This is a genomic window from Plantibacter sp. VKM Ac-2885 (assembly GCF_015351205.1).
Classification (GTDB): Bacteria; Actinomycetota; Actinomycetes; order Actinomycetales; family Microbacteriaceae; genus Plantibacter; species Plantibacter auratus.
Window position 1 is genome coordinate 2,369,341 of record NZ_JADKSK010000001.1, and the last position, 25,697, is coordinate 2,395,037.

21 protein-coding genes and 1 tRNA gene are annotated in these 25,697 nt (G+C 68.5%); 19 read left to right on the plus strand and 3 right to left on the minus strand.

Annotated features, from left to right (window positions below; all coding sequences use genetic code 11):
- The first annotated feature begins 8 nt into the window (after positions 1-8).
- Both ITJ66_RS11335 and ITJ66_RS11340 read left to right on the plus strand, forming a co-directional pair.
- The gene (locus tag ITJ66_RS11335; RefSeq protein ID WP_194644622.1) at positions 9-1,352 is read left to right on the plus strand and encodes a CoA transferase; all 1,344 of its coding nucleotides are present in this window, start codon (positions 9-11) and stop codon (positions 1,350-1,352) included.
- A gap of 60 nt (positions 1,353-1,412) precedes the next feature.
- Positions 1,413-2,075 (plus strand): histidine phosphatase family protein, encoded by a 663-nt coding sequence (locus tag ITJ66_RS11340; protein WP_194644623.1) that lies wholly within the window; start codon positions 1,413-1,415, stop codon positions 2,073-2,075.
- Here the strand turns inward: ITJ66_RS11340 and ITJ66_RS11345 are convergent, their stop codons facing one another.
- Both ITJ66_RS11345 and ITJ66_RS11350 read right to left on the minus strand, forming a co-directional pair.
- Positions 2,076-2,348, minus strand: coding sequence for a hypothetical protein (locus tag ITJ66_RS11345; protein WP_124769355.1), 273 nt, complete (start codon positions 2,346-2,348; stop codon positions 2,076-2,078).
- A 287-nt stretch (positions 2,349-2,635) separates the two neighbouring features.
- A tRNA-Leu gene (locus tag ITJ66_RS11350) sits at positions 2,636-2,716 on the minus strand.
- Positions 2,717-2,770: 54 nt separating this feature from the next.
- On the opposite strand from ITJ66_RS11350, the gene ITJ66_RS11355 reads away from it, so the two are divergent.
- On the plus strand, positions 2,771-3,376 hold the full coding sequence (locus ITJ66_RS11355) for an ANTAR domain-containing response regulator (RefSeq protein ID WP_064296913.1): 606 nt from the start codon (positions 2,771-2,773) through the stop codon (positions 3,374-3,376).
- Positions 3,377-3,450: 74 nt separating this feature from the next.
- On the opposite strand, the gene ITJ66_RS11360 is transcribed toward ITJ66_RS11355, so the two are convergent.
- Positions 3,451-3,873 carry a hotdog fold thioesterase gene (locus ITJ66_RS11360; protein WP_137241667.1) on the minus strand — a complete coding sequence of 141 codons (423 nt, stop codon included), beginning with the start codon at positions 3,871-3,873 and terminating at the stop codon, positions 3,451-3,453.
- 55 nt (positions 3,874-3,928) lie between these two features.
- Between ITJ66_RS11360 and polA the strand changes: the two genes are divergently transcribed.
- The 16 genes from polA to ITJ66_RS11440 all read left to right on the plus strand — a co-directional run bounded on the left by polA (position 3,929) and on the right by ITJ66_RS11440 (position 25,630).
- A complete protein-coding gene (gene polA, locus ITJ66_RS11365; protein ID WP_137241666.1) occupies positions 3,929-6,589 on the plus strand; it encodes a DNA polymerase I in 2,661 nt (886 codons plus the stop codon).
- A 55-nt stretch (positions 6,590-6,644) separates the two neighbouring features.
- Positions 6,645-8,321, plus strand: coding sequence for a DUF885 domain-containing protein (locus ITJ66_RS11370; RefSeq protein ID WP_086473273.1), 1,677 nt, complete (start codon positions 6,645-6,647; stop codon positions 8,319-8,321).
- Complete coding sequence (locus ITJ66_RS11375) at positions 8,318-9,304, plus strand: epimerase (RefSeq protein ID WP_194644624.1); 987 nt, start codon at positions 8,318-8,320, stop codon at positions 9,302-9,304. Before ITJ66_RS11370 ends, ITJ66_RS11375 begins: the two co-directional genes overlap by 4 nt.
- Positions 9,305-9,478: 174 nt before the next feature.
- Positions 9,479-10,936 (plus strand): 30S ribosomal protein S1, encoded by a 1,458-nt coding sequence (gene rpsA / locus ITJ66_RS11380; RefSeq protein WP_056005690.1) that lies wholly within the window; start codon positions 9,479-9,481, stop codon positions 10,934-10,936.
- A gap of 121 nt (positions 10,937-11,057) precedes the next feature.
- On the plus strand, positions 11,058-11,687 hold the full coding sequence (coaE, locus tag ITJ66_RS11385) for a dephospho-CoA kinase (protein WP_137241664.1): 630 nt from the start codon (positions 11,058-11,060) through the stop codon (positions 11,685-11,687).
- Positions 11,688-11,755: 68 nt separating this feature from the next.
- Complete coding sequence (gene uvrB, locus ITJ66_RS11390; protein ID WP_194644625.1) at positions 11,756-13,822, plus strand: excinuclease ABC subunit UvrB; 2,067 nt, start codon at positions 11,756-11,758, stop codon at positions 13,820-13,822.
- Positions 13,823-13,901: 79 nt separating this feature from the next.
- Complete coding sequence (gene uvrA / locus ITJ66_RS11395) at positions 13,902-16,793, plus strand: excinuclease ABC subunit UvrA (RefSeq protein ID WP_137241663.1); 2,892 nt, start codon at positions 13,902-13,904, stop codon at positions 16,791-16,793.
- A 1-nt stretch (position 16,794) separates the two neighbouring features.
- The gene (gene uvrC, locus ITJ66_RS11400) at positions 16,795-18,720 is read left to right on the plus strand and encodes an excinuclease ABC subunit UvrC (RefSeq protein WP_290368182.1); all 1,926 of its coding nucleotides are present in this window, start codon (positions 16,795-16,797) and stop codon (positions 18,718-18,720) included.
- A gap of 34 nt (positions 18,721-18,754) precedes the next feature.
- Positions 18,755-19,636, plus strand: a complete 882-nt coding sequence (rapZ, locus tag ITJ66_RS11405; protein ID WP_064296920.1) for an RNase adapter RapZ — start codon at positions 18,755-18,757, stop codon at positions 19,634-19,636.
- Positions 19,637-19,760: 124 nt separating this feature from the next.
- On the plus strand, positions 19,761-20,738 hold the full coding sequence (whiA, locus tag ITJ66_RS11410; protein WP_064296921.1) for a DNA-binding protein WhiA: 978 nt from the start codon (positions 19,761-19,763) through the stop codon (positions 20,736-20,738).
- Between the two features lie 155 nt (positions 20,739-20,893).
- Positions 20,894-21,520 (plus strand): superoxide dismutase, encoded by a 627-nt coding sequence (locus ITJ66_RS11415; protein WP_064296922.1) that lies wholly within the window; start codon positions 20,894-20,896, stop codon positions 21,518-21,520.
- A gap of 124 nt (positions 21,521-21,644) precedes the next feature.
- On the plus strand, positions 21,645-22,652 hold the full coding sequence (gap, locus tag ITJ66_RS11420) for a type I glyceraldehyde-3-phosphate dehydrogenase (RefSeq protein ID WP_064296923.1): 1,008 nt from the start codon (positions 21,645-21,647) through the stop codon (positions 22,650-22,652).
- Between the two features lie 136 nt (positions 22,653-22,788).
- Positions 22,789-24,006 (plus strand): phosphoglycerate kinase, encoded by a 1,218-nt coding sequence (gene pgk / locus ITJ66_RS11425; protein WP_194644626.1) that lies wholly within the window; start codon positions 22,789-22,791, stop codon positions 24,004-24,006.
- Complete coding sequence (tpiA, locus tag ITJ66_RS11430; RefSeq protein WP_194644627.1) at positions 23,994-24,797, plus strand: triose-phosphate isomerase; 804 nt, start codon at positions 23,994-23,996, stop codon at positions 24,795-24,797. The genes pgk and tpiA overlap by 13 nt, the downstream gene beginning before the upstream one ends.
- A gap of 135 nt (positions 24,798-24,932) precedes the next feature.
- A complete protein-coding gene (gene secG, locus ITJ66_RS11435) occupies positions 24,933-25,181 on the plus strand; it encodes a preprotein translocase subunit SecG (RefSeq protein WP_056005661.1) in 249 nt (82 codons plus the stop codon).
- Between the two features lie 86 nt (positions 25,182-25,267).
- A complete protein-coding gene (locus ITJ66_RS11440) occupies positions 25,268-25,630 on the plus strand; it encodes an RNA polymerase-binding protein RbpA (RefSeq protein WP_064296926.1) in 363 nt (120 codons plus the stop codon).
- Positions 25,631-25,697 lie beyond the last annotated feature (67 nt).

Consider the following 25,697-nt stretch of genomic DNA (forward strand, 5'->3'; position numbering starts at 1 on the left):
TGATGCCCATGAACCGTTCCGTCCTCGTCGACGACGCCCTCCGCAGCGGCGTGGGCCTGGACCCGGGAGGAATCGACCGTGAGGCGACCGGGTCGGCGGGACTCCTGGCCTCCCGATTCGCTGTCCTGGAGCTCGCCGCGGTCGCCGTCGGCGCCGTGGAGGATGCCGCCGACCGACTCCGCATCGCCCTCGGATACGAGCCGATGCACACGGCTCTCGACCTCGAGCGGATCGCCGCGGCCTACCAGAGCGACCGCCTGTTGCGGATCGACGGAGCAGCCGTGGACGCGTTCGCGCCACTGTCCGGCTTCTTCGCCGCGGCCGACGGCTGGGTGCGCACGCACGCGAACTACCCCCACCATCGTCGCCGCCTGAGCGCCATGCTCGGGATCGGCGACGAGGCCACCCGCGCAGAGCTCGCCTCTGCGATCGCCTCCCGCTCGGCTCTCGACCTGGAATCGGAGGCCGCCGGGGTCGGCGCACTGCTCGTCGCCGTCCGGAGCCCTGCCGAATGGTCGTCCACACCGCAGGCCTCGGTCGGTGACGGACCGCTCGTCAGGCGCCACGGTGGCTCCACCGGCTCGAGGATCGCCTCGTGGGTGCGGCCCACGCGCCGGCAACCCTTGCGCGGCCTCCGCGTCCTCGACCTGACGCGGGTGATCGCCGGTCCGGTGTCCACGAGGACCCTCGCGCTCCTCGGCGCGGACGTCCTGCGTGTGGATCCACCGCGGGTCCCCGAGATCCCGTGGCAGCACACCGACAGCGGCCAGGGCAAGCGGACGGCGATCCTCGACGCGTCGACACCGCGGGGTCTCGCGACACTGCAGACGCTGAGCGACGAGGCCGACATCCTGGTGACGGGGTACCGACCACACGCCCTCGAGCGCCTCGGGCTGCGACGTCGCGACGGTCTGGTCACGGGCTCCGTCGACGCCTGGGGCACGACGGGGCCCTGGGGTGATCGACGCGGTTTCAACAGCCTGGTCCAGGCCGCCACGGGCATCGCGCTGGTCGAGGGGGAGGACGGCGCCCCGGGTGCCCTGCCGGCTCAGGCGCTCGACCACAGCGCGGGATACCTGCTGGCGGCGGCCATCGTCGACGACGTGGCGAGGGTCGTCGGCGGCGGCGGCGGGGCCGGCCGGTCATCGGTGTCGCTCGCGCGCGTCGGTGCGGCGCTCCAACGGCTACCACGAACCGAGGATCGTCAGGCGTCCGACCTCCCGGGAGCGCGGTGCCTGGTGACCCACGGTGCGGTGATGACGGCCCGCCCCGCGCTCAGCGCCTTCGACGACCATGCGTTCCCGGCGGCGGTCCTGGGGAGTGCCGAACCGCAGTGGACCCCGCGCACCTGATCCCGGCACACTCCGCACCGGGAGATGACCGCCGTCCGGTCGCTCGCCTACCCTGGAGGTATGCGCCTCATCCTCATCAGACACGGTCAGACCTCGTCCAACGTCGCCGGCCTGCTCGACACCGCGATCCCCGGGGCCGTCCTCACCGAACTCGGCGAGACGCAGGCGGCCGCCCTCCCCGAAGCGCTCGTGGGGGAGCGGATCGACGCGGTCTACGCCTCTACCGCGGTGCGGGCGCAACAGACCGCCGCACCCCTCGCCGAGGTCAGCGGGCTCCCCGTGATCGTCCGCGACGGACTCCGGGAGATCAGCGCCGGCGACAACGAGATGCACGGGTCACCCGAGGCCGTCCAGGTCTACATCGACACCATCGTGGCGTGGGCGATGGGCGACCTCGACGCCCGGATGCCGGGCGGTGAGAACGGCCACGAGGTGTTCGCGCGCTTCGACGCGGTGATCGAGGAGCTCGAGGGCTCCGGACTGGAGAGCGTGGTGGTCGTGAGCCACGGAGCGATGCTCCGTTCCTGGCTCGGGCTGCGCGGGGCGAACGTCGACGGACACTTCATCGGCACACACCCCATCACGAACACGGGCGTCATCATCGTCGACGGGGACACGACGACCGGTTGGCGGGTCGACACGTGGACGGGCGACGCCGTCGGCGGACCGGAGCTGACGACGGAGGCCGACGGTCCGGCCGCCGCCGTCGAGCGCGGCTTCTGATCAGTTCGCGTCGTCGGCCGAGGTCGCGCCGTCCGTGAGGAACGGTCCGGGCTCTTCGCCGGGCTGACCCGGGAGTGAGCCGACGAGACGGTCGAGCTCGGCGGCGTCGACGTCGATGCCCTGGTCGCTGAGACGGTCCGCCAGCGCTGCCCGGACGTCGAGGTCGGGAGTGAGGGACCGGTCTGCTGCGACCTGCACCAGGATGCCCTGGAGCCGGTCGTCGGTGCTGGCGTCGTGGACGTCCTGGCGCGGGTCGGTGTGCTCTGCGGTCATGGTGTCGGGTCCCATCGTGTCGGACGACGTGAGGTACGCCGTGCTCTCGACGGTACGCTACGGCGTCGCCGACACCTCCCGCAGGGGCTTGACGATCGGGCGCGGTTCACGAGTCGTCGGAGCCTGGACGGGCTGAGTCCGGAGCCTGAGTCCGGGCCTGAAATGGATGAAGAGAGTACCGGTAATGGGACTCGAACCCACACGTCTTTCGACAAAGCATCTCGAACCCACACGTCTTTCGACAAAGCATGTTGAGTGCGCCCGGAGGGCTTTCTCACTCATCGCGGTACCGGTGGTGGGACTCGAACCCACACGTCTTTCGACAAAGCATTTTGAGTGCTCCGCGTCTGCCATTCCGCCACACCGGCGCGTCCGCCGCACGGCGAACAGCAACCTGCATCAGAGTACCGTAGGATTTGAGGGTGACCGAGCAAGAGACCCCTCCCGCAGCCCCACGGCGCGTCGTCGTCGCTGAGGACGAATCCCTCATCCGCCTCGACATCGTCGAGATCCTCCGCGACAACGGTTTCGAGGTCGTCGGCGAGGCCGGCGACGGCGAGACCGCTGTCGCCCTCGCGACGGAACTCCGTCCGGATCTCGTGATCATGGACGTCAAGATGCCTCAGCTCGACGGCATCTCCGCGGCCGAGCGCATCGGTAAGGCGCACATCGCCCCGGTGGTCCTCCTCACGGCCTTCAGCCAGAAGGAGCTCGTCGAGCGGGCGAGCGAGGCAGGCGCCCTCGCCTACGTCGTGAAGCCGTTCACGCCGAACGACCTCCTTCCCGCGATCGAGATCGCCCTCTCGCGCTACCAGCAGATCATCACCCTCGAGGCCGAGGTCGCCGACATGGTCGAGCGCTTCGAGACCCGCAAGCTCGTCGACCGGGCGAAGGGCCTCCTCAACGAGAAGATGGGCCTCACCGAGCCCGAGGCGTTCCGCTGGATCCAGAAGGCCTCCATGGACCGTCGCCTCACCATGCACGATGTCGCGCAGGCCATCATCGAGCAGCTCAGCGCCAAGAAGTAGCGCTCCTCCCTCGTCGCAAGAGCGGCCCGTCCCCTCGGGGGCGGGCCGCTCTGCTGTGTCCGGTGCCGGGCTCGTCAGCCGGTCGGTGCGTCCTTGATGAGGTTCGTGATGCGGATCGTGGAGCACCGTCGTCCCTGCTCGTCGCTGACGGCGATCTCGTGCACGGTGAGCGAGCGACCGAGGTGGATCGGGGTGCAGACACCCGTCACGAGGCCCTCGGTGGCGGACCTGGTGTGCGTCGCGTTGATGTCGATGCCGACCGCGAGTTTGCCCGGGCCCGCGAAGAGGTTGGCGGCCATCGAGCCGAGGGACTCGCCGAGCACGACGTACGCCCCACCGTGCAGCAGCATCGCGGGTTGGGTGTTGCCCTCGACGGGCATGGTGGCGACGGATCGCTGCACCGTGAACTCCGTGAACTCGATGCCCATCTTGGCGGCGAGTGCGCCGCTGCCCCTCGTCCGCAGGAACTCGAGTGCGTCGTCGGTCTCGTTCGTCATGTCCACCTTCGGATCGGGCCTGAGCCGTGTCGGCACCGGCTTGTAGGCTGGGCGCGTGTCGGAATCAGAAAAGCCTACCCTCCTCGTCGTCGACGGCCACTCGCTCGCATTCCGGGCGTTCTACGCCCTGCCGGTCGACAGCTTCCAAACCCGCGACGGTCAGCACACGAACGCCATCCACGGCTTCATCTCCATGCTGATCAGCCTGCTCAAGAACGAGAACCCGAGCCACATCGCCGTGGCGTTCGACATCTCGCGCCGTTCCTTCCGCACCCGCGAGTACCCCGAGTACAAGGGCACGCGCGGTGAGACCCCGGTGGAGTTCAAGGGGCAGGTGCCGCTGCTCGAAGAAGCGCTCAAGGCGATGAACATCACGACGATCAGCAAAGAGGACTACGAGGCCGACGACATCCTCGCCACCCTCGCCAAGCAGGGCGCTGAGGACGGCTTCCGCGTGCTCGTCGTCTCCGGCGACCGCGACACCATCCAGCTCGTCACCGACGACGTCACCCTGCTGTACCCGTCGAGCCAGGGCGTCTCCGCGCTCACCCGGTACGACGGAGCCAAGGTCTTCGAGCGCTACGGCATCCGGCCGGAGCAGTACCCGGAGATCGCGGCGCTCGTCGGTGAGACGAGCGACAACCTCCCGGGCATCCCGAAGGTCGGCGAGAAGACCGCCGTGAAGTGGCTCAACCAGTTCGGCTCCCTCGAGCAGATCCTCGAGCGCGCCGACGAGATCACCGGCAAGGTGGGGGAGAGCCTCCGCGAGCACAAGGAGAACGCGGTCCGCAACCGCCGCCTCAACCGGCTCCTCACCGACGTCGAACTGCCTGTCGGACCGAAGGACCTCGAACGCCGACCGATCGACGCGGACGCGGTGGCGGCCGTCTTCGGGCGGCTCGAGTTCCGCACGCTGCTCGATCGGGTCCTCAAACTCGACGGACTCGAGGCCAACACGGATGTGTCCGCACCGCAGGCGGGCGGCGTGGTCATGCCGCCGCAGAAGGAGCTGCTCGACGAAGAGCTCGAGGCGTGGATCACCCGTGCCGTCGCCGCACATCCCGCCGGGATCGGTCTCCACCTCGACCTCGACGGAGGCCTGCCGGTCGCAGCCGGCCTCGCGACGCCCACGGAGATCGTCTCGCTCGCCTGGCGTCCCGGCGAAGCCGACTACGCCCCGCTCGAAGCGTGGTTGGCGAGCGACGCCCCGAAGATCATGCACGACGCCAAGCCACAGCTCCAGGCGGTCACGCGCGCCGGCCTGACGGTCGGCGGACTCGGCTACGACACCGCGGTCGCCGGCTGGCTCTTGCGTCCGAGCGGCGGCGACAAGACCATCGCCGACCTCATCACGCGCTATCTCGACGAGACGATGCCCGTCGCCGACCCGAACCAGCTCGTCCCCGAGACCGACCCCGTGGGTGCCGGCGGCACCGCCTGGTACGCCCTCCGGGTCGCCGAGGCGACCCGCACGGCGCTCGACGCCGGGTCGCTCGGCGTACTGCTCGACATGGAACTGCCGGTCCTCCAGGTGCTGGCCCACATGGAGCTGACCGGCGTGACGGTCGACCACGACATCCTGAGCGGCCTGTCCGAGCAGCTCGGGAACCGGGCAGCAGAGCTCGCGAGCAACGCGTATGAGCAGATCGGCCGCGAGGTCAACCTCGGATCACCGAAGCAGCTGCAGGAGGTCCTCTTCGACCAGCTCGCCATGCCGAAGACACGCGCCAACAAGACGGGCTTCTCGACGGACGCCGGCGCCCTGGCCGATCTCCAGGAGAAGAGCCCGCACCCGTTCCTGGGGCTCCTCCTCGAGCACCGTGATGCGACGAAGCTCCGCCAGATCGTCGAGACGCTCGACAAGGCGATCACGCCCGACGGCCGTATCCACACGACGTACGTGCAGATCGGGACCAGCACCGGTCGGATCTCCTCGACCGACCCGAACCTGCAGAACATCCCCGTGCGCACCGAGGAAGGACGCCGCATCCGCGCCGCCTTCCAAGCCGGCTCCGGGTACGAGACCTTGCTGACCGCCGACTACTCGCAGATCGAGATGCGGATCATGGCGCACCTCTCCGGCGATGCCGGCCTCATCGAGGCGTTCAAGTCCGGCGAGGATCTCCACCGCTTCGTCGGCGCGCGCATCTTCGGCGTCGCCGCCGAGGACGTGACCCCCGCGATGCGCAACAAGGTCAAGGCGATGTCGTACGGACTCGCCTACGGTCTGAGCGCGTTCGGGCTCTCGAAGCAGCTGCGGATCTCGAGCGCTGAGGCGAAGCAGCTCATGGTCGACTACTTCGAGCGCTTCGGTGCGGTCCGTGACTACCTGCGCAACGTCGTCGAGCAGGCGAAACTCGACGGCTACACCGAGACGATCTTCGGTCGTCGCAGGCTCTTCCCCGAGCTCTCGAGCCCCAACCGACTGGTCAGGGAGAACGCCGAACGCCAGGCGCTGAACGCCCCGATCCAGGGTTCGGCCGCCGACATCATGAAACGCGCCATGATCGGCATCGAGTCCGAGCTGCGCTCTGAATCCCTCAGCTCGCAGATGATGCTGCAGGTGCACGACGAACTGATCTTCGAGGTCGCCGAGGGGGAGTGGGACGCCCTGGAGCGCATCGTCCGAGCGCAGATGGCCGGTGCCGCCGAGCTGTCGGTACCCCTGGAGGTCCAGATCGGCCGCGGGCACGATTGGGACGCCGCAGCCCACTGAGCGCCCTGCGGGTCCGCACCCGGGCGTCGGGCGGGTGCGGACTAGGCTCGACGTCATGTCCCACGAAGAACCTCGTCAGAGCACACCGATCGACGCCATCGCCGAGAGCTGGGTGGAGACCCTCGTCCAGCTGAAACCGGAGGTCGGCACCTACATCGGCCGCACGGACGTCGGCGGGCGGTACGGCGATTACTCGCCTGCCGGCCACGAGGCCTACATCGAAGCGGCATCGCGCACGCTTCGCGAGCTGCGGTCGGCCGCACCGGTCGACGCTGTCGACCGCGTCACCCAGACCGACCTCTCGGCGGAGCTGGAACTCGACCTCGCCTCGTCGGAGGCCGGTCTCCAGTACCGCGACCTCAACGTGATCGCGTCGCCGTCGCAGGAGCTGCGCGACGTCTTCGACCTGATGCCGACCGCGACGGTCGAGGACTGGAGCACCATCCGGACCCGCCTCGGCGCGTTGCCGGACGCGGTCGACGGGTACATCGAGACCCTGCGCGAGGGCATCGCCCGGGGGATCACCCCGGCACGCCGCCAGGTGGCCGAGGTGTACGAGCAGGTCCTCCGCACCGGCGCCGACGACGGGTTCTTCATCGGCTTCGCCGCCAACGCCGGACCGGCGGACGGTCAGCTCCCGGCGTCCCTCGCCGCCGAACTCTCGACGGGTGCCGGCGCCGCAGCCGTCGCCTACAACCGTCTGGCGGACTTCCTCGCGCACGAACTGCTGCCTGCTGCGACCCAGGAGGACGCCATCGGCCGCGAGCTCTACGCACTGCAGTCCCGCCGATTCCTCGGCGCGACGGTCGACCTCGACGAGAGCTACGAATGGGGCATCGAGGAGCTGGCGCGCATGGTGTCGGAGCAGGAGGCGATCGCGAATGAGATCCTCCCCGGCGCGTCCGTCGAGGAGGCGGTCGCCTTCCTCGAACAGGATCCGGCGCGCAAGCTGCACGGCACCGACGCGCTCCAGCGATGGATGCAGGAGACGAGTGACCGTGCGGTCGAGGAGCTGGGGCGCACGCACTTCGACATCCCGCAGGAGATCCGCGCGCTCGAGTGCATGATCGCGCCGACGCAGGAGGGCGGGATCTACTACACCGGCCCGACGGACGACTTCTCACGCCCTGGCCGCATGTGGTGGTCCGTCCCCGCCGGCGTCACCGAGTTCGACACGTGGCGCGAGCTCACGACCGTCTACCACGAGGGTGTGCCAGGACATCACCTGCAGATCGGGCAGGCCGTCGTCAACCGGAAGACGCTCAACCTCTGGCGTCGACAGCTCGCCGGTACCTCCGGCCACGCCGAGGGCTGGGCCCTCTACGCCGAGCGCCTGATGGAGCAGCTCGGATACCTCGACGACCCGGCGGACCGTCTGGGCATGCTCGACGGTCAGCGGATGCGCGCGGCCCGCGTCGTCCTCGACATCGGTGTGCACCTCGGCAAGCCGCTGCCGGACGGTAGCGGGACCTGGACCGCCGAGTACGCCTTCGACTTCATGGGTCGCAACGTCAACATGTCGCCGGAGTTCGTCCGGTTCGAGGTCAACCGGTACCTCGGTTGGCCCGGCCAGGCGCCGTCGTACAAGATCGGCCAGCGCATCTGGGAACAGCTCCGCGACGACGCGGCCCGCCGCGCCGGGGACGCCTTCGACATCAAGGACTTCCACCGTCGGGCACTGGACCTCGGTGGCGTCGGGCTCGACACGCTGCGGTCGGCGATGCTCGGATGACGGCCGAACGGATCGTCGTCGCCGGCGCGTCCGGGTTCATCGGGCGTCGTCTGGTCGAGTCGTTCCGGGCCGACGGCGCCACCGTCTCCGTCATCGGGCGCGGTGCCGCCGACGCGCGGTGGGGTGACCACGCGGGCATCGCCCGGCTGGTCGACGGCGCGGACCTCTTGGTCAACCTCGCCGGGAAGAGCGTGAACTGTCGCTACACCCCGTCGAATCGTGCCGAGATCCTCCGGTCCCGCGTGGACACGACGACCGAGCTGGCGCGGGCGGTGCGTGCAGCCGCTGCGCCTCCGCCGCTCTGGATCAATTCGTCGACCGCCACGATCTACCGCCATGCCGACGACCGCCCGATGACGGAGGCCGACGGTGAGATCGGTTCCGGGTTCTCCGTCGACGTCGCGACCGCCTGGGAGCAGGCGTTCTTCGCGGACGAGCTGCCCGGGACACGACGGGTCGCCCTCCGCATCGCGATCGTCCTGGGCGACGGCGGAGCACTCACCCCGCTCAAGTGGTTGGCGCGCCTCGGCCTCGGCGGACCCCAACTGGACGGTCACTGGCCCCGTTCCCGATCGCGTCGTGCCGCCGGCACGGATCACCGCTTCGGGACGCCGGGCGGGCGGCAGCGGTTCAGCTGGATCCATCTGGACGACGTCGTCGGCATCGTCCGGTTCCTCCGTGGCCATCCCGAACTCGACGGCGTCGTCAACGTGACGTCCCCGAACCCCACCGACAACCGCGGATTCATGCGGACCGTGCGGTACGTGCTCGGGATGCCGGTCGGCGTCCCCGCACCCCGCTGGTTGCTGGAGATCGGGATGTCCATCCTGCGTACCGAGAGCGAGCTGGTCCTGAAGAGTCGCTGGGCGATGCCGGAGCGGTTGCTGCAGGCGGGCTACCGGTTCGAGCACCCGACGCTCGATCCAGCGCTGCGGGACATCCTCTCCGACCGTGGCTTGCCTGCACACCCGGAAAATCGCTAGACTGGACTGTCACAATTGTGACGTCCTATCCGCCTGCCCGTCTCGCAGAGCGACACCGATCCCCGGATCGGTTCACACAACAGCATCGCTTCGATCAACGTCCGTGGTCATCCACGGGTCCGGGGCCGTGCGCGAGGCCGGCCTGAATCATTGTCCACCTGGAGCAATTACTACATGACAAGCGCAACGACCGCCCCCAAGCAGGTCGCAATCAACGACATCGGATCTGCTGAGGACTTCCTCGCAGCGGTCGAAAAGACTCTGAAGTTCTTCAACGACGGCGACCTCATCGAGGGCACCGTCGTGAAGATCGACCGCGACGAGGTCCTCCTCGACGTCGGCTACAAGACCGAGGGTGTCATCCCCTCGCGTGAACTCTCCATCAAGCACGACGTCGACCCCTCCGAGGTCGTCAACGTCGGCGACACGATCGAGGCTCTCGTTCTCCAGAAGGAGGACAAGGAAGGCCGTCTGATCCTGTCGAAGAAGCGCGCGCAGTACGAGCGTGCTTGGGGCGACGTGGAGAAGATCAAGGAATCCGACGGCGTCGTCACCGGTTCGGTCATCGAGGTCGTCAAGGGCGGCCTCATCGTCGACATCGGCCTCCGTGGCTTCCTCCCGGCTTCGCTCATCGAGCTGCGCCGCGTCCGCGACCTCACGCCGTACCTCGGCCAGGAGATCGAGGCGAAGATCCTCGAGCTCGACAAGAACCGCAACAACGTGGTCCTGTCGCGCCGTGCGCTCCTCGAGCAGACGCAGTCCGAGAGCCGCACCACCTTCCTCAACAACCTCCAGAAGGGACAGGTCCGCAAGGGCGTCGTCTCCTCGATCGTCAACTTCGGCGCGTTCGTCGACCTCGGCGGCGTCGACGGTCTCGTCCACGTCTCCGAGCTCAGCTGGAAGCACATCGAGCACGCCAGCGAGGTCGTCGAGGTCGGTCAGGAAGTCACCGTCGAGATCCTCGAGGTCGACCTGGACCGCGAGCGCGTCTCGCTGTCGCTCAAGGCGACCCAGGAGGACCCGTGGCAGGTCTTCGCCCGCACCCACGCCATCGGCCAGGTTGCACCGGGTAAGGTCACCAAGCTCGTCCCGTTCGGTGCGTTCGTCCGCGTCGCAGACGGCATCGAGGGCCTCGTGCACATCTCGGAGCTCTCCGGCAAGCACGTCGAGCTCGCCGAGCAGGTCGTGTCGGTCGGCGAAGAGGTCTTCGTCAAGGTCATCGACATCGACCTCGAGCGTCGCCGCATCTCGCTGAGCCTCAAGCAGGCCAACGAGGGTGTCGACCCCGAGGGCACCGAGTTCGACCCGGCCCTCTACGGCATGCTCACGGAGTACGACGAACTCGGGAACTACAAGTACCCCGAGGGCTTCGACGCCGAGACGCAGGAGTGGAAGGAAGGCTTCGACGCCGAGCGCGAGAAGTGGGAGCAGGACTACGCTGCCGCCCAGGCTCGTTGGGAAGCGCACAAGAAGCAGGTCGCTGCCGCAGCCGTCGAAGAGGCCAACCAGGCTTCCTCCTCGACCGCGTCCTCGTCGGCCGGTTCCTCGTTCTCGAGCGACTCCGCCGGCGGCGGCACGCTCGCTGACGACGAGTCCCTCGCGGCCCTCCGCGAGAAACTCTCGAGCAACTAGTCCCACCAGCACCGACCAGCGTCGGTGTCCAGCAGGGGGTCGCCTTCGGGCGGCCCCCTGCTGCGTTGTGCGAGGGGCGCTCGTCGAAGGCGCTGCACGCTCCGCGGGTACGCTGGCTGACATGTACCTCATCGGCCTCACCGGCGGGATCGCCTCCGGCAAATCGACCATCGCGGCCCGGCTCGCTGAACACGGCGCCGTCGTCATCGACGCGGACGTCCTCTCACGAGAGGCCGTCGAGCCGGGGACCCCGGGACTGGCCGCCATCGCGAAGCGCTTCGGTGCCGACGTGATCGGGCCCGACGGAGCACTCGACCGCGCTGCGCTCGGCTCCATCGTCTTCGCCGACGACCAGGCGCGGGCCGACCTCAACGCCATCGTGCACCCGGAGGTCAAGCGGCGTTCACAGGCCCGGATCGCCGAAGCCTCGAGCGACCCCGGTGCCGTCGTCGTCTACGACGTCCCGCTGCTCGTCGAGACCGGCCGCGCAGACGAGTTCGACCTCGTGGTCGTCGCCGCAGCTCCGGAGGGGGAGCGCGCCCGTCGGCTCGTCGACCTCCGCGGGCTCGACCGGGGCGAGGCGGAACGACGGATCGCGGCCCAGGCGACCGAGGAGCAGCGCGCCGCCGTCGCCGACGTGGTGATCGACACGGCCGGCTCGCTCGAGCACACCCTCAGCCAGGTCGACGCGGTCTGGCACCGCGCCGCCGCGGCCGCTGTACCGGCGCCCGACCGTCAGGACGGCGTCTGAGCGCTTCACCCGCTCCGCTGTGGGCGAAGCGGGGCAGTGGTGTCGGTGGTCCTCCGTAGACTCGGAGCATGGAACCAACACGCGCCGTCCGCCCCTTCGAGGTGATCAGCGAGTACGAGCCGAGCGGCGACCAGCCCGCCGCCATCGAGCAGCTGTCCGGGCGCATCAACGCCGGCGAGACCGACGTCGTCCTGTTGGGCGCCACGGGTACCGGTAAGTCCGCGACGACCGCCTGGCTCATCGAAGCCGTCCAGCGCCCGACGCTCGTCCTGGCGCACAACAAGACGCTCGCGGCCCAGCTGGCGAACGAGTTCCGCGAGCTCATGCCGAACAACGCGGTCGAGTACTTCGTCTCCTACTACGACTACTACCAGCCCGAGGCGTACGTCCCACAGACCGACACCTTCATCGAGAAGGACTCGTCGATCAACGCCGAGGTCGAGCGACTGCGGCACTCGACCACCAACTCGCTGCTGAGCCGTCGCGACGTCATCGTCGTGTCGACCGTGTCGTGCATCTACGGTCTCGGTGCGGCGGAGGAGTACCTGGAGGCGATGGCGGCGCTGCAGGTCGGGCAGAACATCGGGCGCGACCGCCTCATCCGCAAGTTCGTCGGCATGCAGTACAACCGCAACGACATCGACTTCTCGCGCGGCAACTTCCGTGTGCGCGGCGACACCATCGAGATCATCCCGGTCTACGAGGAGCTCGCGATCCGCATCGAATTCTTCGGCGACGAGATCGAGGCCCTCTACGCCCTGCACCCGCTCACCGGCGACGTCGTGAAGAAGCTCGACGCGGTGTCGGTGTTCCCGGCCTCCCACTACGCCGCCAGCCCGCAGACGATCCAGCGCGCCATCGGCACCATCCAGGAGGAGCTGGCGGAGCGGCTCCAGTCGCTCGAACGCGAGGGCAAGCTCCTCGAGGCGCAGCGGCTCCGCATGCGGACCACTTTCGACCTCGAGATGATGCAGCAGATCGGCTTCTGCTCCGGCATCGAGAACTACTCGCGCCACATCGACGGTCGCTCGGCCGGTGAGGCACCGAACTGCCTCCTCGACTACTTCCCCGACGACTTCCTCACCGTCATCGACGAGTCGCATGTCACCGTCCCGCAGATCGGCGCGATGTTCGAGGGCGACGCCTCCCGCAAGCGCACCCTCGTCGAGCACGGGTTCCGACTCCCGAGCGCGATGGACAACCGCCCGCTCCGGTGGGACGAGTTCAAGAACCGCGTCGGCCAGACGGTGTACCTCTCGGCGACGCCGGGCAAGTACGAGATGGGCATCGCGGACGGCATCGTCGAGCAGATCATCCGCCCGACCGGCCTCGTCGACCCGGCGATCATCGTCAAGCCCTCCAACGGCCAGATCGACGACCTCCTCGAGGAGATCCGGGTCCGCGCCGAGCGCGACGAACGCGTCCTCGTCACCACCCTCACCAAGAAGATGGCGGAGGAGCTCACCGACTTCCTGACCGAGGCCGGCGTGCGCGTCCGCTACCTGCACTCCGACGTCGACACCCTCCGGCGGGTCGAGCTGTTGAGCGAACTCCGGCAGGGCGTCTACGACGTCCTCATCGGCATCAACCTGCTGCGCGAGGGGCTCGACCTCCCGGAGGTCTCGCTCGTGGCGATCCTCGACGCCGACAAGGAGGGCTTCCTCCGCTCGTCGACCTCGCTCATCCAGACCATCGGTCGTGCCGCCCGCAACGTGTCCGGCGAGGTCCACATGTACGCCGACGTCCTGACCGACTCGATGAAGCGCGCGATCGAGGAGACGGACCGTCGCCGCGAGAAGCAGGTCGCCTACAACGAGGAGCGCGGGATCGATCCGCAGCCGCTGCGCAAGCGGATCGCCGACATCACCGAGGCGCTCGCCCGTGAGGGCGCAGACACCGCGGCGCTGCTCGCCGGACGCGACAACGGCAAGAAGAAGAGCCCGACGCCGAACCTGCGTCGAGAGGGCATCGCCGCCGAGGGCGCGAACGACCTCGAGTCGATCATCGCGGACCTCAACGCCCAGATGCTGGCCGCCGCGGCGGAGCTCAAGTTCGAACTCGCCGGCCGTCTCCGCGACGAGGTCTCCGAACTCAAGCAGGAACTTCGACAGATGGCCAAGGCCGGGCACATCTAGTCCGGCGCTTCGCTGAGAGCGCAGTACCACAGACACCGCTCGGGAGTCCGGTGTCGGTGGTGCTGCGTAGACTCGAAGGGTGTCAATTGCCAAGGTAGATCACCACTCCACGCTCAGCGTCCGCGGTGCCCGCGTCCACAATCTTCAGAACGTCGACCTCGAGATCCCTCGCGACTCGCTCGTCGTCTTCACGGGTCTCTCGGGCTCGGGGAAGTCCTCACTCGCCTTCGACACGATCTTCGCCGAGGGCCAGCGACGCTACGTCGAGTCGCTCTCGGCGTACGCCCGCCAGTTCCTCGGTCAGGTCGACCGCCCGGACGTCGACTTCATCGAGGGCCTGAGCCCCGCGGTCTCGATCGACCAGAAGTCCACGAACCGCAACCCCCGGTCGACCGTCGGGACGATCACCGAGGTCTACGACTACATGCGGCTGCTCTGGGCGCGCATCGGCGTCCCGCACTGCCCGGTCTGCGGCGAGGTCATCCAGCGCCAGACGGTGCAGCAGATCGCCGACCAGCTGATGGAGCTCGAGGAGCGACGCCGCTACCAGATCGTCGCCCCCGTCGTGAGCCAGAAGAAGGGCGAGTTCGTCGACCTCTTCAAGGAGCTCTCGGCCAAGGGCTTCGCGCGCGCCATCGTCGACGGCGAGGCGATCCAGCTCGCGGAACCGCCGACCCTCAAGAAGCAGGTCAAGCACGACATCGCGGTCGTCGTCGACCGCCTCGTCGCCGGGCCCGAGATCCTCGGTCGCCTGACCGACTCCCTCGAGACGGCACTGCAGCTCACCGACGGCCTCGTGACGATCAACTTCGTCGACGAAGAGGGCGACGACGCCTGGCGCACCTTCTCCGAGAAGCTCTCCTGCCCGAACAACCACCCGTTGCAGCTGACCGAGATCGAGCCGCGGACGTTCTCGTTCAACGCACCGTTCGGTGCCTGCCCGGAGTGCTCGGGCCTCGGCACGCGCATGTCGGTCGACGCGGAGCTGCTCCTCGGCGACGAGGAACTCAGCATCAACGAGGGCGTCATCGTCCCGTGGACCACCCAGGGCAAGGGGCTCTATCAGTACTACGAGAAGCTGCTCGACGGGCTTGCCCGCGACCTCGACTTCTCGCTCGACACCCCCTGGCGCGACCTGCCTTCCAAGGTCCAGGAGGCGGTGCTCCGCGGCGACAACTTCAAGGTCAAGGTCAAGTGGAAGAACCGCTTCGGCCGCGAGATGAGCTACTCCTCGGGCTTCGAGGGCGTCATCCCGTACATCGAGCGTCAGTACCTCCAGGCCGACACCGACAGCCAGCGCGTGCGCTGGTCCGAGTACCTGCGCGAAGTCCCGTGCCAGGTCTGCGGCGGTCGTCGCCTGAAGCCGGAGGTCCTCTCCGTCCTGATCCACGACCACAACATCGCCGAGGTCGCCGAGCTGAGCCTCTCCGACGCCCGCGCGTTCATGGACCGCCTCGAGCTGAGCGACCGCGAGGCCCACATCGCCGCGCAGGTGCTGCGCGAGATCAAGGTCCGACTCGACTTCCTCATCCAGGTCGGACTCAACTACCTCGATCTGGCCCGGACCGCCGGCTCCCTCTCGGGCGGCGAGGCGCAGCGCATCCGCCTCGCGACGCAGATCGGCTCGGGACTCACCGGCGTGCTCTACGTCCTCGACGAACCGAGCATCGGCCTGCACCAGCGCGACAACCGCCGCCTCATCGAGACCCTCGTGGCCCTGCGCGACCTCGGCAACACGCTGATCGTCGTCGAACACGACGAGGACACCATCCGCACCGCCGACTGGATCGTCGACATCGGTCCCGGCGCGGGCGTCAACGGCGGCCGCGTCGTGCACTCCGGGTCGTACGAGGCGCTCGAGGCCAACACCGAGTCCCTCACCGGCGACTACCTCTCCGGCCGCAAGGCCATCGAGATCCCGGCGAAGCGTCGTCCGATCGACACGAAGCGTCAGATCCAGGTGATCGGAGCGCAGGCCAACAACCTGAAGAAGGTCAGCGCGGACTTCCCGCTCGGAGTCCTCACCGCCGTCACCGGCGTGAGCGGTTCCGGGAAGTCCTCGCTCGTCAACGACGTCCTGTACCGGGTCCTGGCGAACAAGCTGAACGGCGCGCGCAAGCTGCCCGGCAAGCACACCAGGGTCACGGGTCTGGAGCACCTCGACAAGGTGGTCCACGTCGACCAGGCGCCCATCGGCCGCACCCCTCGCTCGAACCCCGCCACGTACACCGGCGTCTTCGACAAGATCCGCAACCTCTTCGCGGAGACGCAGGAGGCCAAGGTCCGCGGCTACCTCGCCGGACGGTTCAGCTTCAACGTCAAGGGCGGCCGCTGTGAGGCCTGCTCGGGCGACGGCACGATCAAGATCGAGATGAACTTCCTGCCCGACGTCTACGTCGCCTGCGAGGTGTGCGGGGGAGCGCGGTACAACCGCGACACCCTGACCATCCACTACAAGGGCAAGAACATCGCCGAGGTCCTCGACATGCCGATCGCCGAGGCTGCCGACTTCTTCGAGCCGATCTCCTCGATCCACCGGTTCCTGAAGACGCTCGTCGAGGTCGGCCTGGGCTACGTCCGTCTCGGCCAGAGCGCCACGACGCTGTCCGGCGGCGAGGCCCAGCGCGTCAAGCTCGCGACGGAGCTGCAGCGGCGGAGCAACGGGCGCAGTGTCTACGTCCTCGACGAGCCGACCACGGGTCTGCACTTCGAAGACGTCCGGAAGCTGCTGCTCGTCCTCGGCGGGCTCGTCGACAAGGGCAACACGGTCATCGTGATCGAGCACAACCTCGACGTCATCAAGTCCGCCGACTGGCTCATCGACATGGGCCCCGAGGGTGGGGCCGGTGGCGGGACGGTCCTCGCCACGGGAACACCCGAGCACCTCGCGACGGTCCCCGGCAGCCACACGGGCTTCTTCCTGAACGAACTGTTCGAGGCAGAGGCCGGCGGCAGCCGCAAGGCGGGCTGACGTGGTGGCCGTCCGCGGCGGAAGTGGTCTGGCGTACCGGCCGAAGGCGGGGGAGATCCCCACCATGCCCGGCGTGTACCGCTTCAGCGACGACTCGGGCCGGGTGCTCTACGTCGGCAAGGCGATGAACCTCCGGGCGAGGCTCAGCAACTACTTCGCGCCCCTGCACACGCTGCACGAGCGAACGCGCCGCATGGTGACGACCGCGACCGGGGTCACCTGGACGACGGTCGGCAGCGACGTCGAGGCGCTGCAGCTCGAGTACACGTGGATCAAGGAGTACGACCCGCCGTTCAACGTCAAGTTCCGCGACGACAAGTCGTACCCGTACCTCGCGGTCACCCTCGGTGACGAGGCGCCGCGCGTCATGGTCACCCGGAACACCCGGATCCCGGGGGCCAAGTACTTCGGTCCGTACCCGAAGATCTGGGCCGTCCACGACACGGTCGACCTCATGATCAAGGTCTTCCCGATCCGCACCTGCTCCGACTCGGCGTACAAGCGGGCCATGGCCTCGGGGAAGCCCTGTTTCCCCGGACAGATCGGGCGGTGCGGCGGCCCGTGCTCCGGCAAGGTCACCATCGAGGAACACCGCGCGATCGTCGACGACTTCGTCTCGTTCATGGTCGGCAACGACCGCCGGTTCACGACGCGCATCACCGCCGACATGAAGGCCGCCGCGGCCCGCCAGGACTACGAGTCCGCGGCCGTCTACCGGGATCAGCTCCAGGCGCTCGACCAGGTGCTCGCGAAGAGCGCGGTCGTCCTGCGCGACGCCGTGGACGCCGACCTGTTCGGCATCGACCACGACGAGCTCGCCGCGTCGGTGCAGCAGTTCATCGTCCGTGGCGGCCGCATCCGCGGTGTACGGTCGTGGACCGTCGACAAGGAGCTCGACATGTCGACCGCCGAGCTCGTCGACAGCGTCGTCCAACGGGTGTACGCCGCCGCGAGTGGGACCGAGGTCCCGCGAGAGGTGCTCGTCCCGGAACTGCCGGACGACGCCGAGAGCCTCGAGGACTGGCTGGCCGAACGCCGCGGCTCGAAGGTCGCCCTCCGCGTCGCCCAGCGCGGCGAGAAGGCGACGCTCATGGAGACCGCGGTCGTCAACGCCAAGCAGGCCCTCATGCTCTACAAGACCCGGCGCAGCTCCGACTTCGTCGCCCGGACGCAGGCACTCGAGGACATCCGCGATGCGCTCGGGATGCCCGAGGCGCCGCTGCGGATCGAGTGCTTCGACGTGTCACACCTGAGCGGTACCAACATCGTGGCGTCGATGGTGGTCTTCGAGGACGGGCTGTCCCGCAAGGACGAGTACCGTCGCTTCGGCGTCGCCGAGTCCACCGACGACACCGACTCGATCTACCAGGTCGTCTCCCGGCGACTCGCACACCTCACGTCGTCCGAGCCCGTCGAGACGGTCGACGAGACCACGGGGGAGCGCAAGCGCCGGAAGTTCACCTATCCGCCGCAGCTCCTCATCGTCGACGGCGGGCAACCGCAGGTCGCCGCTGCCGCGCGTGCGCTGGAGGAGTCCGGCCTGACCGGGATCACCCTGTGCGGACTGGCGAAGCGACTGGAGGAGATCTGGTTGCCTGAGGACCCGTATCCGGTGATCCTGCCGCGGGGGAGCGAAGCGCTGTTCCTCCTCCAGCGGGTCCGCGACGAGGCGCACCGGTTCGCCATCAGTTTCCAGCGACAGAAGCGGAAGCGCGACATCTCGACCGTCCTCGGTGAGATCCCCGGGCTCGGTCCGGCGAAGGTCCGCGAGCTGCTCAAGCACTTCGGATCCGTCGCCCGCTTGAAGACCGCGACGCCGGCCGAGATCACCGAGGTCAAGGGCATCGGCGACAAACTGGCGGCCACGGTGCACGAGGCGTTGACCTCCGGCTCCGCACAGCCCTCGCAGGCCTCGCGGAATGGGTAGGCTGGGACTTCAGACCTTCGAGGAAAGCGTGTCGATGACCCCGGGCCAGCCGCAGCACCAGCAGGAAGTCCTCATCGTCACGGGGATGTCCGGCGCCGGACGCTCCACCGTCGCGAACGCGCTCGAGGATCTCGGCTGGTACGTCGTCGACAACCTGCCCCCGCAGATGCTCCGCCCCCTCGTCGACCTCGCCGAGCGCGCCGGATCACGTCTGCCGCGGATCGCCGCGGTGGTCGACGTCCGCGGCCGCGACTTCTTCAGCGAGCTGCAGGAGATCGTGCCGGCGCTCCGGGGCGGGACGCACCTCCGCATGATCTTCCTGGAGGCGACCGACGCGGCGCTCGTCCGCCGGTTCGAAGCCGTCCGCAGGCCGCACCCGCTGCAGGGCGAGGGAACGATCCTCGACGGCATCGTGGCGGAGCGTCACCGACTGAGCGAGATCCGTGAGTCGAGCGACGTCATCATCGACACGAGCGACCTCAACATCCACCAGCTCGCCACGACCACGCGTGAGCTCTTCGCCGGCGCGGAGACACCGGGTGTCCAGGTCACCGTGCTGAGCTTCGGGTTCAAATACGGCCTGCCCCCTGATGCGGACCTCGTCGCCGACATGCGGTTCCTCCCGAACCCGTTCTGGGTTCCGGAGCTGCGTGCGTTGAGCGGTCAGGACCCCGAGGTCAGTGAGTACGTGCTCTCGCAGACCGGAGCCGCCGAGTTCCTCGAGAGCTACGCCCACGCCCTCGAACCCGTCCTCGCCGGGTACCAGCGTGAGAACAAGCGTCACGTCACCATCGCCGTCGGCTGCACGGGGGGCAAGCACCGCTCGGTCGCGGTCGCCCTCGAACTCGCCGACCGGCTGCGGAACCAGTCCGGCGTCGCCGTACACGTCCGGCACCGAGACCTCGGGCGCGAATGACGCCCACGGGCCCGACGCAGCCGCGGCGGAGCCCGAACGGTCCGAGGCACCACGCCTCCGGATCGCGAACATGCAGGATCGACGCCGCACTCCGACGGCGCGATCACGACAGATAGGAACCACCGTGGCCCTCACCGCCGACGTCAAGAACGAACTGGCGCTCGTCCGCGAGACCCGCAACTCGGTCCGAGCGGCCGAACTCGCGTCCCTGCTCCGCTTCTCCGGCGGACTCCACACGATCTCCGGACGCGTGGCGATCGAAGCTGAACTCGACAGTCCGACCCTCGCGCAGCGGGTGCGGCGCGACATCGGCGAGCTCTACGGGATCCGCAGCGAGATCCTCGTGCAGAACCCCGGCAGCTCGGGCAAGCCGAGCCTGTTCGTGGTGCGCGTCATCGAGGGTGGCGAGACCCTCGCCCGGCAGACCGGACTCCTCGACGCCCGGCGGCGTGCGGTCCGCGGGCTGCCGAACCGGCTGACCACCGGGTCGCGCGACGAACTCGCCGCCGTTTGGCGGGGCGCGTTCCTCGCCACCGGGTCCCTCACCGACCCCGGCCGATCCGCGTCACTGGACGTCGTGTGCCCCGGTAACGAGTCCGCGATGGCGCTCGTCGGTGCCGCCGGCCGCATCGGTGTCTCCGCGAAGGCGCGGGAGGTCCGCGGCATCCACCGTGTCGTCATCCGCGAGGGCGACGCGATCAGCGGCATGCTGTCGCTCATGGGTGCCACCGGCACCGTCACCTCCTGGGAGGAGATGCGGCAGCGCAAGGAGGTCCGGGCGACCGCGAACCGACTCGTCAACTTCGACGACGCCAACCTGCGCCGCTCCGCCCAGGCGGCCGTGGCGGCCTGCGCGCGCGTCGAGCGCGCCCTCGAGATCCTGGGCGACGAGGTGCCCGACCACCTGCAGTACGCCGGTGCCCTGCGCCTCGACCATCGTGAGGCCAGCCTCGACGAACTGGGCCACTTCGCCGACCCTCCGATGACGAAGGACGCCATCGCCGGCCGCATCCGGCGTCTGCTCGCCATGGCGGACAAGCACGCGAGCGATCTCGGCATCCCGGGCACCGACGCCAACCTCCCGGCGGATTACGAGGACTGAAACAGCTCGTGAATCCTCGCCGACCCGCCATCGTCGCGGTTCGTCATGCTGGGAACAAGCCCCGACTCCCGACGGTTGCCGCTCACTAGACTGGGTGATGACGCTCAGAGCCGTGTGCAGACAGCGCACGGGACAACACGAGGAGATCACGAAGAATGGCTGTTTACTCACTGCCCGAATTGCCGTACGACTACAGTGCGCTCGAGCCGCACATCAGTGCGACCATCACCGAGCTCCACCACGACAAGCACCACGCCACCTACGTGGCCGGCGCGAACACGGCCCTCGAGAAGCTCGCTGAGGCCCGCGACGCCAACGACTTCACGAACGTCAACAAGCTCGAGAAGGACCTCGCGTTCAACCTCGGCGGTCACGTCAACCACACCATCTGGTGGAACAACCTCTCCCCGGACGGCGGCGACAAGCCGACCGGTGAGCTCGAGTCGGCCGTCGACGAGTACTTCGGCAGCTTCGACAAGTTCCAGGCGCACTTCACCGCCGCGGCGCTCGGCGTGCAGGGCTCCGGATGGGCCGCGCTCACCTGGGACACCCTCGGTCAGCGCATCAACATCCAGCAGTTCTTCGACCAGCAGGGCAACTTCCCGGCCGGCACCGTCCCGCTGCTGCTGCTCGACGTCTGGGAGCACGCCTACTACCTCGACTACAAGAACGTCCGCGCCGACTACGTCAAGGCGTTCTGGAACATCGTCAACTGGGCCGACGTCCAGGCACGCTTCGAGGTCGCGCGCAAGCAGACCAACGGCCTGCTGGTACTGTCGTAGTTGACCGGTCCGTCCCGGTCCCACGGGCCGGGACGGACCACCTTCCTCCTCACTCGGGGAGGGCGCTCACTCCGAGCAGACCGTACAATCGCGCCGTCTGGCGCCTCAGTATCAGGAGTCATCTGTGTCCGTCAAGATCGGCATCAACGGCTTCGGCCGCATCGGCCGCAACTTCTTCCGCGCCGCCCTCGCCAAGGGCAGCGACCTCGAGATCGTCGCTGTCAACGACCTCACCGACAACAAGGCGCTCGCCCACCTCCTGAAGTACGACTCCATCACGGGTCGTCTGGACGCGACGGTCGAGCTCGACGGCGACAAGATCATCGTCAACGGCAAGCCCATCATCGTGCTCGCGGAGCGCGACCCCGCCGACCTCCCCTGGGGCGAGCTCGGCGTCGACATCGTCATCGAGTCGACCGGTCGCTTCACGAAGTCCGACGACGCCCGCAAGCACATCACCGCCGGCGCCAAGAAGGTCCTCGTCTCGGCTCCCGCCACCGGCAGCGACGTCGCCACGATCGTCCTCGGCGTCAACGAGGGCACCTACGACGCCGCGACGCACGACATCATCTCGAACGCGTCCTGCACGACGAACTGCCTCGCGCCGCTCGCCAAGGTCCTGCTCGACAACTTCGGCATCGAGCGTGGCCTCATGACCACGGTCCACGCCTACACCGCCGACCAGAACCTGCAGGACGGCCCGCACAGCGACCTCCGTCGTGCACGCGCCGCCGCCGTCAACATCATCCCGACCTCCACCGGTGCAGCCAAGGCACTCGGCCTGGTCATCCCGGAGCTCGTCGGCAAGCTCGACGGCTACGCCCTGCGCGTCCCGGTCCCGACCGGTTCGATCACCGACCTCACGGTCGAGCTGACCAACCCGGCCACGGTCGAGGAGATCAACGCCGCGTACAAGGCTGCCGCAGAGGGCCCCCTCAAGGGCATCCTGAAGTACACCGAGGACCCGATCGTCTCGAGCGACATCGTGACCGACCCGCACTCCTCGATCTTCGACGCCGGCCTCACTAAGGTCATCGGCTCGCAGGTCAAGGTCGCCTCGTGGTACGACAACGAGTGGGGCTACTCGAACCGCCTCGTCGACCTCACCGAGTACGTCGCGGACCGCCTCTAACCAACCGGCTGTCTGCCGCACTCCTCACCCGAGCAGCCAGACACCGCATGGTCCGAACGGGCGTCCTGAATCATCTTCAGGGCGCCCGTTCGGCTTCGTCGGTGGTCGTGGCTCAGCGCAGAGAAAGACCCTCCTCATGACCCTCCGCACCCTCGACTCGCTGGGCGACCTCAGCGGTCGCCGAGCCGTCGTCCGCCTCGACCTCAACGTTCCGCTCAAGGACGGCGTCATCACCGACGACGGCCGCATCCGCGCGGCACTCCCCACCCTCAACGCGCTCATCAACCAGGGTGCGCGTGTCGTCATCGTCTCGCACCTCGGCCGCCCCGACGGCACACCCGACGCGAAGTACAGCCTTGCGCCCGTTGCGCAGCGGTTGTCCGAACTCCTCGGCAAGCCCGTGACCTTCGCCGCCGACACCGTCGGCAGTGCCGCGACCGACGCCGTCGCCGCGCAGACCGACGGCGACGTCGTGCTGCTCGAGAACCTGCGCTTCAACTCGGCCGAGACCAGCAAGGACGCCGACGAACGCGAGGCGTTCGCCGCCAAGCTCGCAGTCTTCGGCGACGTCGTCGTCTCGGACGGCTTCGGTGTCGTCCACCGGAAGCAGGCGAGCGTGTACGAGCTCGCCAAGCTGCTCCCGAGCGCTGCCGGGCTGCTCATCGCCGCCGAGCTCGAGGTCCTCGACCGTCTCACCGAGACCCCGGAGCGCCCCTACACGGTCGTCCTCGGCGGCTCGAAGGTGTCCGACAAGCTGGGCGTCATCGGCCACCTGCTGCCGCGCGTCGACTCGCTGCTCATCGGCGGTGGCATGCTGTTCACCTTCCTCGCCGCCCAGGGGCACGCCGTCGGTTCGAGCCTGCTCGAAGCGGACCAGATCGAGACCGTCCGCGGGTACCTCACGAAGGCCGACGAGCTCGGCGTGACGATCGTCCTGCCGACCGACGTCGTCGTCGCCTCGGCGTTCGGTGCCGACGCCGAGCACGTCGTGCGCCCGGCCGACGCCATCGAGGACACCCCGTTCGGTGCCTCCGGACTCGGACTCGACATCGGACCGGACACGGCTGCAGCGTTCGCCGAGATCGTCGCTGCGTCCAAGACGGTGTTCTGGAACGGCCCGATGGGCGTGTTCGAACTCGCGCCCTTCGCCGCCGGTACGCGCGCGGTCGCTGATGCACTCACCCGCACGGACGGCCTGAGCGTCGTCGGTGGCGGTGACTCGGCCGCAGCGGTTCGTGCGCTCGGCTTCGATGATGACCAGTTCGGTCACATCTCAACTGGTGGCGGCGCCAGCCTCGAGTTCCTCGAGGGCAAGCGTCTGCCTGGACTGGAGGTCCTCGGATGGCAGCAGTAACCCCCGGGCGCACGCGTGTGCCCCTGATCGCCGGCAACTGGAAGCTCAACCTGGACCACCTCCAGGCGATCGCCCTCGTCCAGAAGCTCGACTGGACGCTCAAGGACGGCAAGCACGACTACGCCGACGCCGAGGTGGCCATCTTCCCGCCGTTCACGGACCTCCGATCGGTCCAGACGATCGTCGCCGCCGACAAGCTCAAGCTGGCCTACGGCGCGCAGGACCTGTCGCAGCACGACTCGGGCGCCTACACCGGCGAGATCTCCGGTGCCTTCCTCGCGAAGCTCGACTGCCGCTACGTGCTCGTCGGACACTCCGAGCGCCGCACCCTCCACAACGAGACCGACGAGGTCGTCCAGTCGAAGACGGCTGCAGCCGTGCGACACGGCCTGGTCCCCGTCATCTGCATCGGTGAGACCGCCGAAGACCTCGAGGAACACGGCCCGTCGGCCGTCCCCGTGGCGCAGCTCAAGGCGGCCATCGACGGGCTCGCGCCGGACGCGGACATCGTCGTGGCCTACGAGCCGGTGTGGGCCATCGGTTCCGGTCAGGCGGCGACGCCCGACCAGGCGCAGCAGGTCGCAGCCGCTCTCCGCAGCACGCTCGCCGAGGTCCTCGGCGACGAGGCGGCGCAGCGCACGCGGATCCTCTACGGCGGTTCGGTGAAGGCCTCGAACATCGCCGGCTTCATGCGCGAACCCGACGTCGACGGCGCCCTCGTCGGCGGCGCGAGCCTGCTCGCCGAGGAGTTCGCCGGGATCGCCCGCTTCTCGCAGCACGTCGGGCTCTGACCGACCTGCTGCACCAGCAGCACCGACACGGCTCGGCCCGCGGCACCAGCCGCGGGCCGAGCCGTGTCCGCTGAACCGTCGAGGTATACTGGACGGCGGTTCAGCCCCTCTGAACGCGAATGCGAAAGGTCTCACGTGGAGATTCTCCAGGTCATCCTGCAGGTGCTGCTCGGCATCACCAGCCTCCTGCTCACCTTCCTGATCCTGCTGCACAAGGGCCGCGGCGGCGGTCTCTCCGACATGTTCGGCGGCGGCTCCTCCAGCAACCTCGGTTCGTCAGGGGTCGCCGAGCGCAACCTCAACCGCTTCACCGTCATCCTCGGCCTGACCTGGGGTGCCTGCATCGTCGTGATCGGGCTCCTGACGAAGTTCGCCGCCGCCTAGACCGGCCGCGAAGCCCCGTTCCCGGGGACGCAACTCGACGCACCACACCCGAACCACTCTCGACAGTACGAGAAAGAGGAAACACCATGGCATCAGGCGGAAGCGCTATCAGGGGATCACGCGTCGGCGCCGGTCCCATGGGCGAGCAGGACCACGGCTACCACGCGGACCGCATCGCCATCTCCTACTGGGACGCCCTCGGCAACGAGACCGTCCGCCACTTCGCGGCGAACGTCCCCGACGAGGAGATCCCGGAGACGATCGACTGCCCGACGTCCGGTCTGCCGGCCGGTCGCGACAAGGCGAACCCGCCGGAGGTCGCCAAGCTCGAGCCGTACAAGACCCACCTCGCCTACGTGAAGGAACGACGCACGGAGGAAGAGGCCGAGCAGCTGCTCGAAGAAGCACTCCAGCAGCTCCGCGCACGACGCGGTACGGCAGCGAAGTAGCCGGACAGCACCACATGCAGAAAGGCCGTTCCCCTCGGGGAACGGCCTTTCTGCATGCTGGCACCGG

Bases quoted from the DNA above. Each gene is read 5' to 3' on its own strand.
- ITJ66_RS11340 (WP_194644623.1), top strand. From the start codon at position 1,413: ATGCGCCTCATCCTCATCAGACACGGTCAGACCTCGTCCAACGTCGCC.
- ITJ66_RS11370 (WP_086473273.1), top strand. From the start codon at position 6,645: ATGTCCCACGAAGAACCTCGTCAGAGCACACCGATCGACGCCATCGCC.
- ITJ66_RS11415 (WP_064296922.1), top strand. From the start codon at position 20,894: ATGGCTGTTTACTCACTGCCCGAATTGCCGTACGACTACAGTGCGCTC.
- ITJ66_RS11335 (WP_194644622.1), top strand. From the start codon at position 9: ATGAACCGTTCCGTCCTCGTCGACGACGCCCTCCGCAGCGGCGTGGGC.
- tpiA (WP_194644627.1), top strand. From the start codon at position 23,994: ATGGCAGCAGTAACCCCCGGGCGCACGCGTGTGCCCCTGATCGCCGGC.
- coaE (WP_137241664.1), top strand. From the start codon at position 11,058: ATGTACCTCATCGGCCTCACCGGCGGGATCGCCTCCGGCAAATCGACC.
- uvrB (WP_194644625.1), top strand. From the start codon at position 11,756: ATGGAACCAACACGCGCCGTCCGCCCCTTCGAGGTGATCAGCGAGTAC.
- ITJ66_RS11345 (WP_124769355.1), bottom strand. From the start codon at position 2,348: ATGACCGCAGAGCACACCGACCCGCGCCAGGACGTCCACGACGCCAGC.
- pgk (WP_194644626.1), top strand. From the start codon at position 22,789: ATGACCCTCCGCACCCTCGACTCGCTGGGCGACCTCAGCGGTCGCCGA.
- ITJ66_RS11375 (WP_194644624.1), top strand. From the start codon at position 8,318: ATGACGGCCGAACGGATCGTCGTCGCCGGCGCGTCCGGGTTCATCGGG.
- rpsA (WP_056005690.1), top strand. From the start codon at position 9,479: ATGACAAGCGCAACGACCGCCCCCAAGCAGGTCGCAATCAACGACATC.
- ITJ66_RS11440 (WP_064296926.1), top strand. From the start codon at position 25,268: ATGGCATCAGGCGGAAGCGCTATCAGGGGATCACGCGTCGGCGCCGGT.
- ITJ66_RS11360 (WP_137241667.1), bottom strand. From the start codon at position 3,873: ATGACGAACGAGACCGACGACGCACTCGAGTTCCTGCGGACGAGGGGC.
- rapZ (WP_064296920.1), top strand. From the start codon at position 18,755: ATGACCCCGGGCCAGCCGCAGCACCAGCAGGAAGTCCTCATCGTCACG.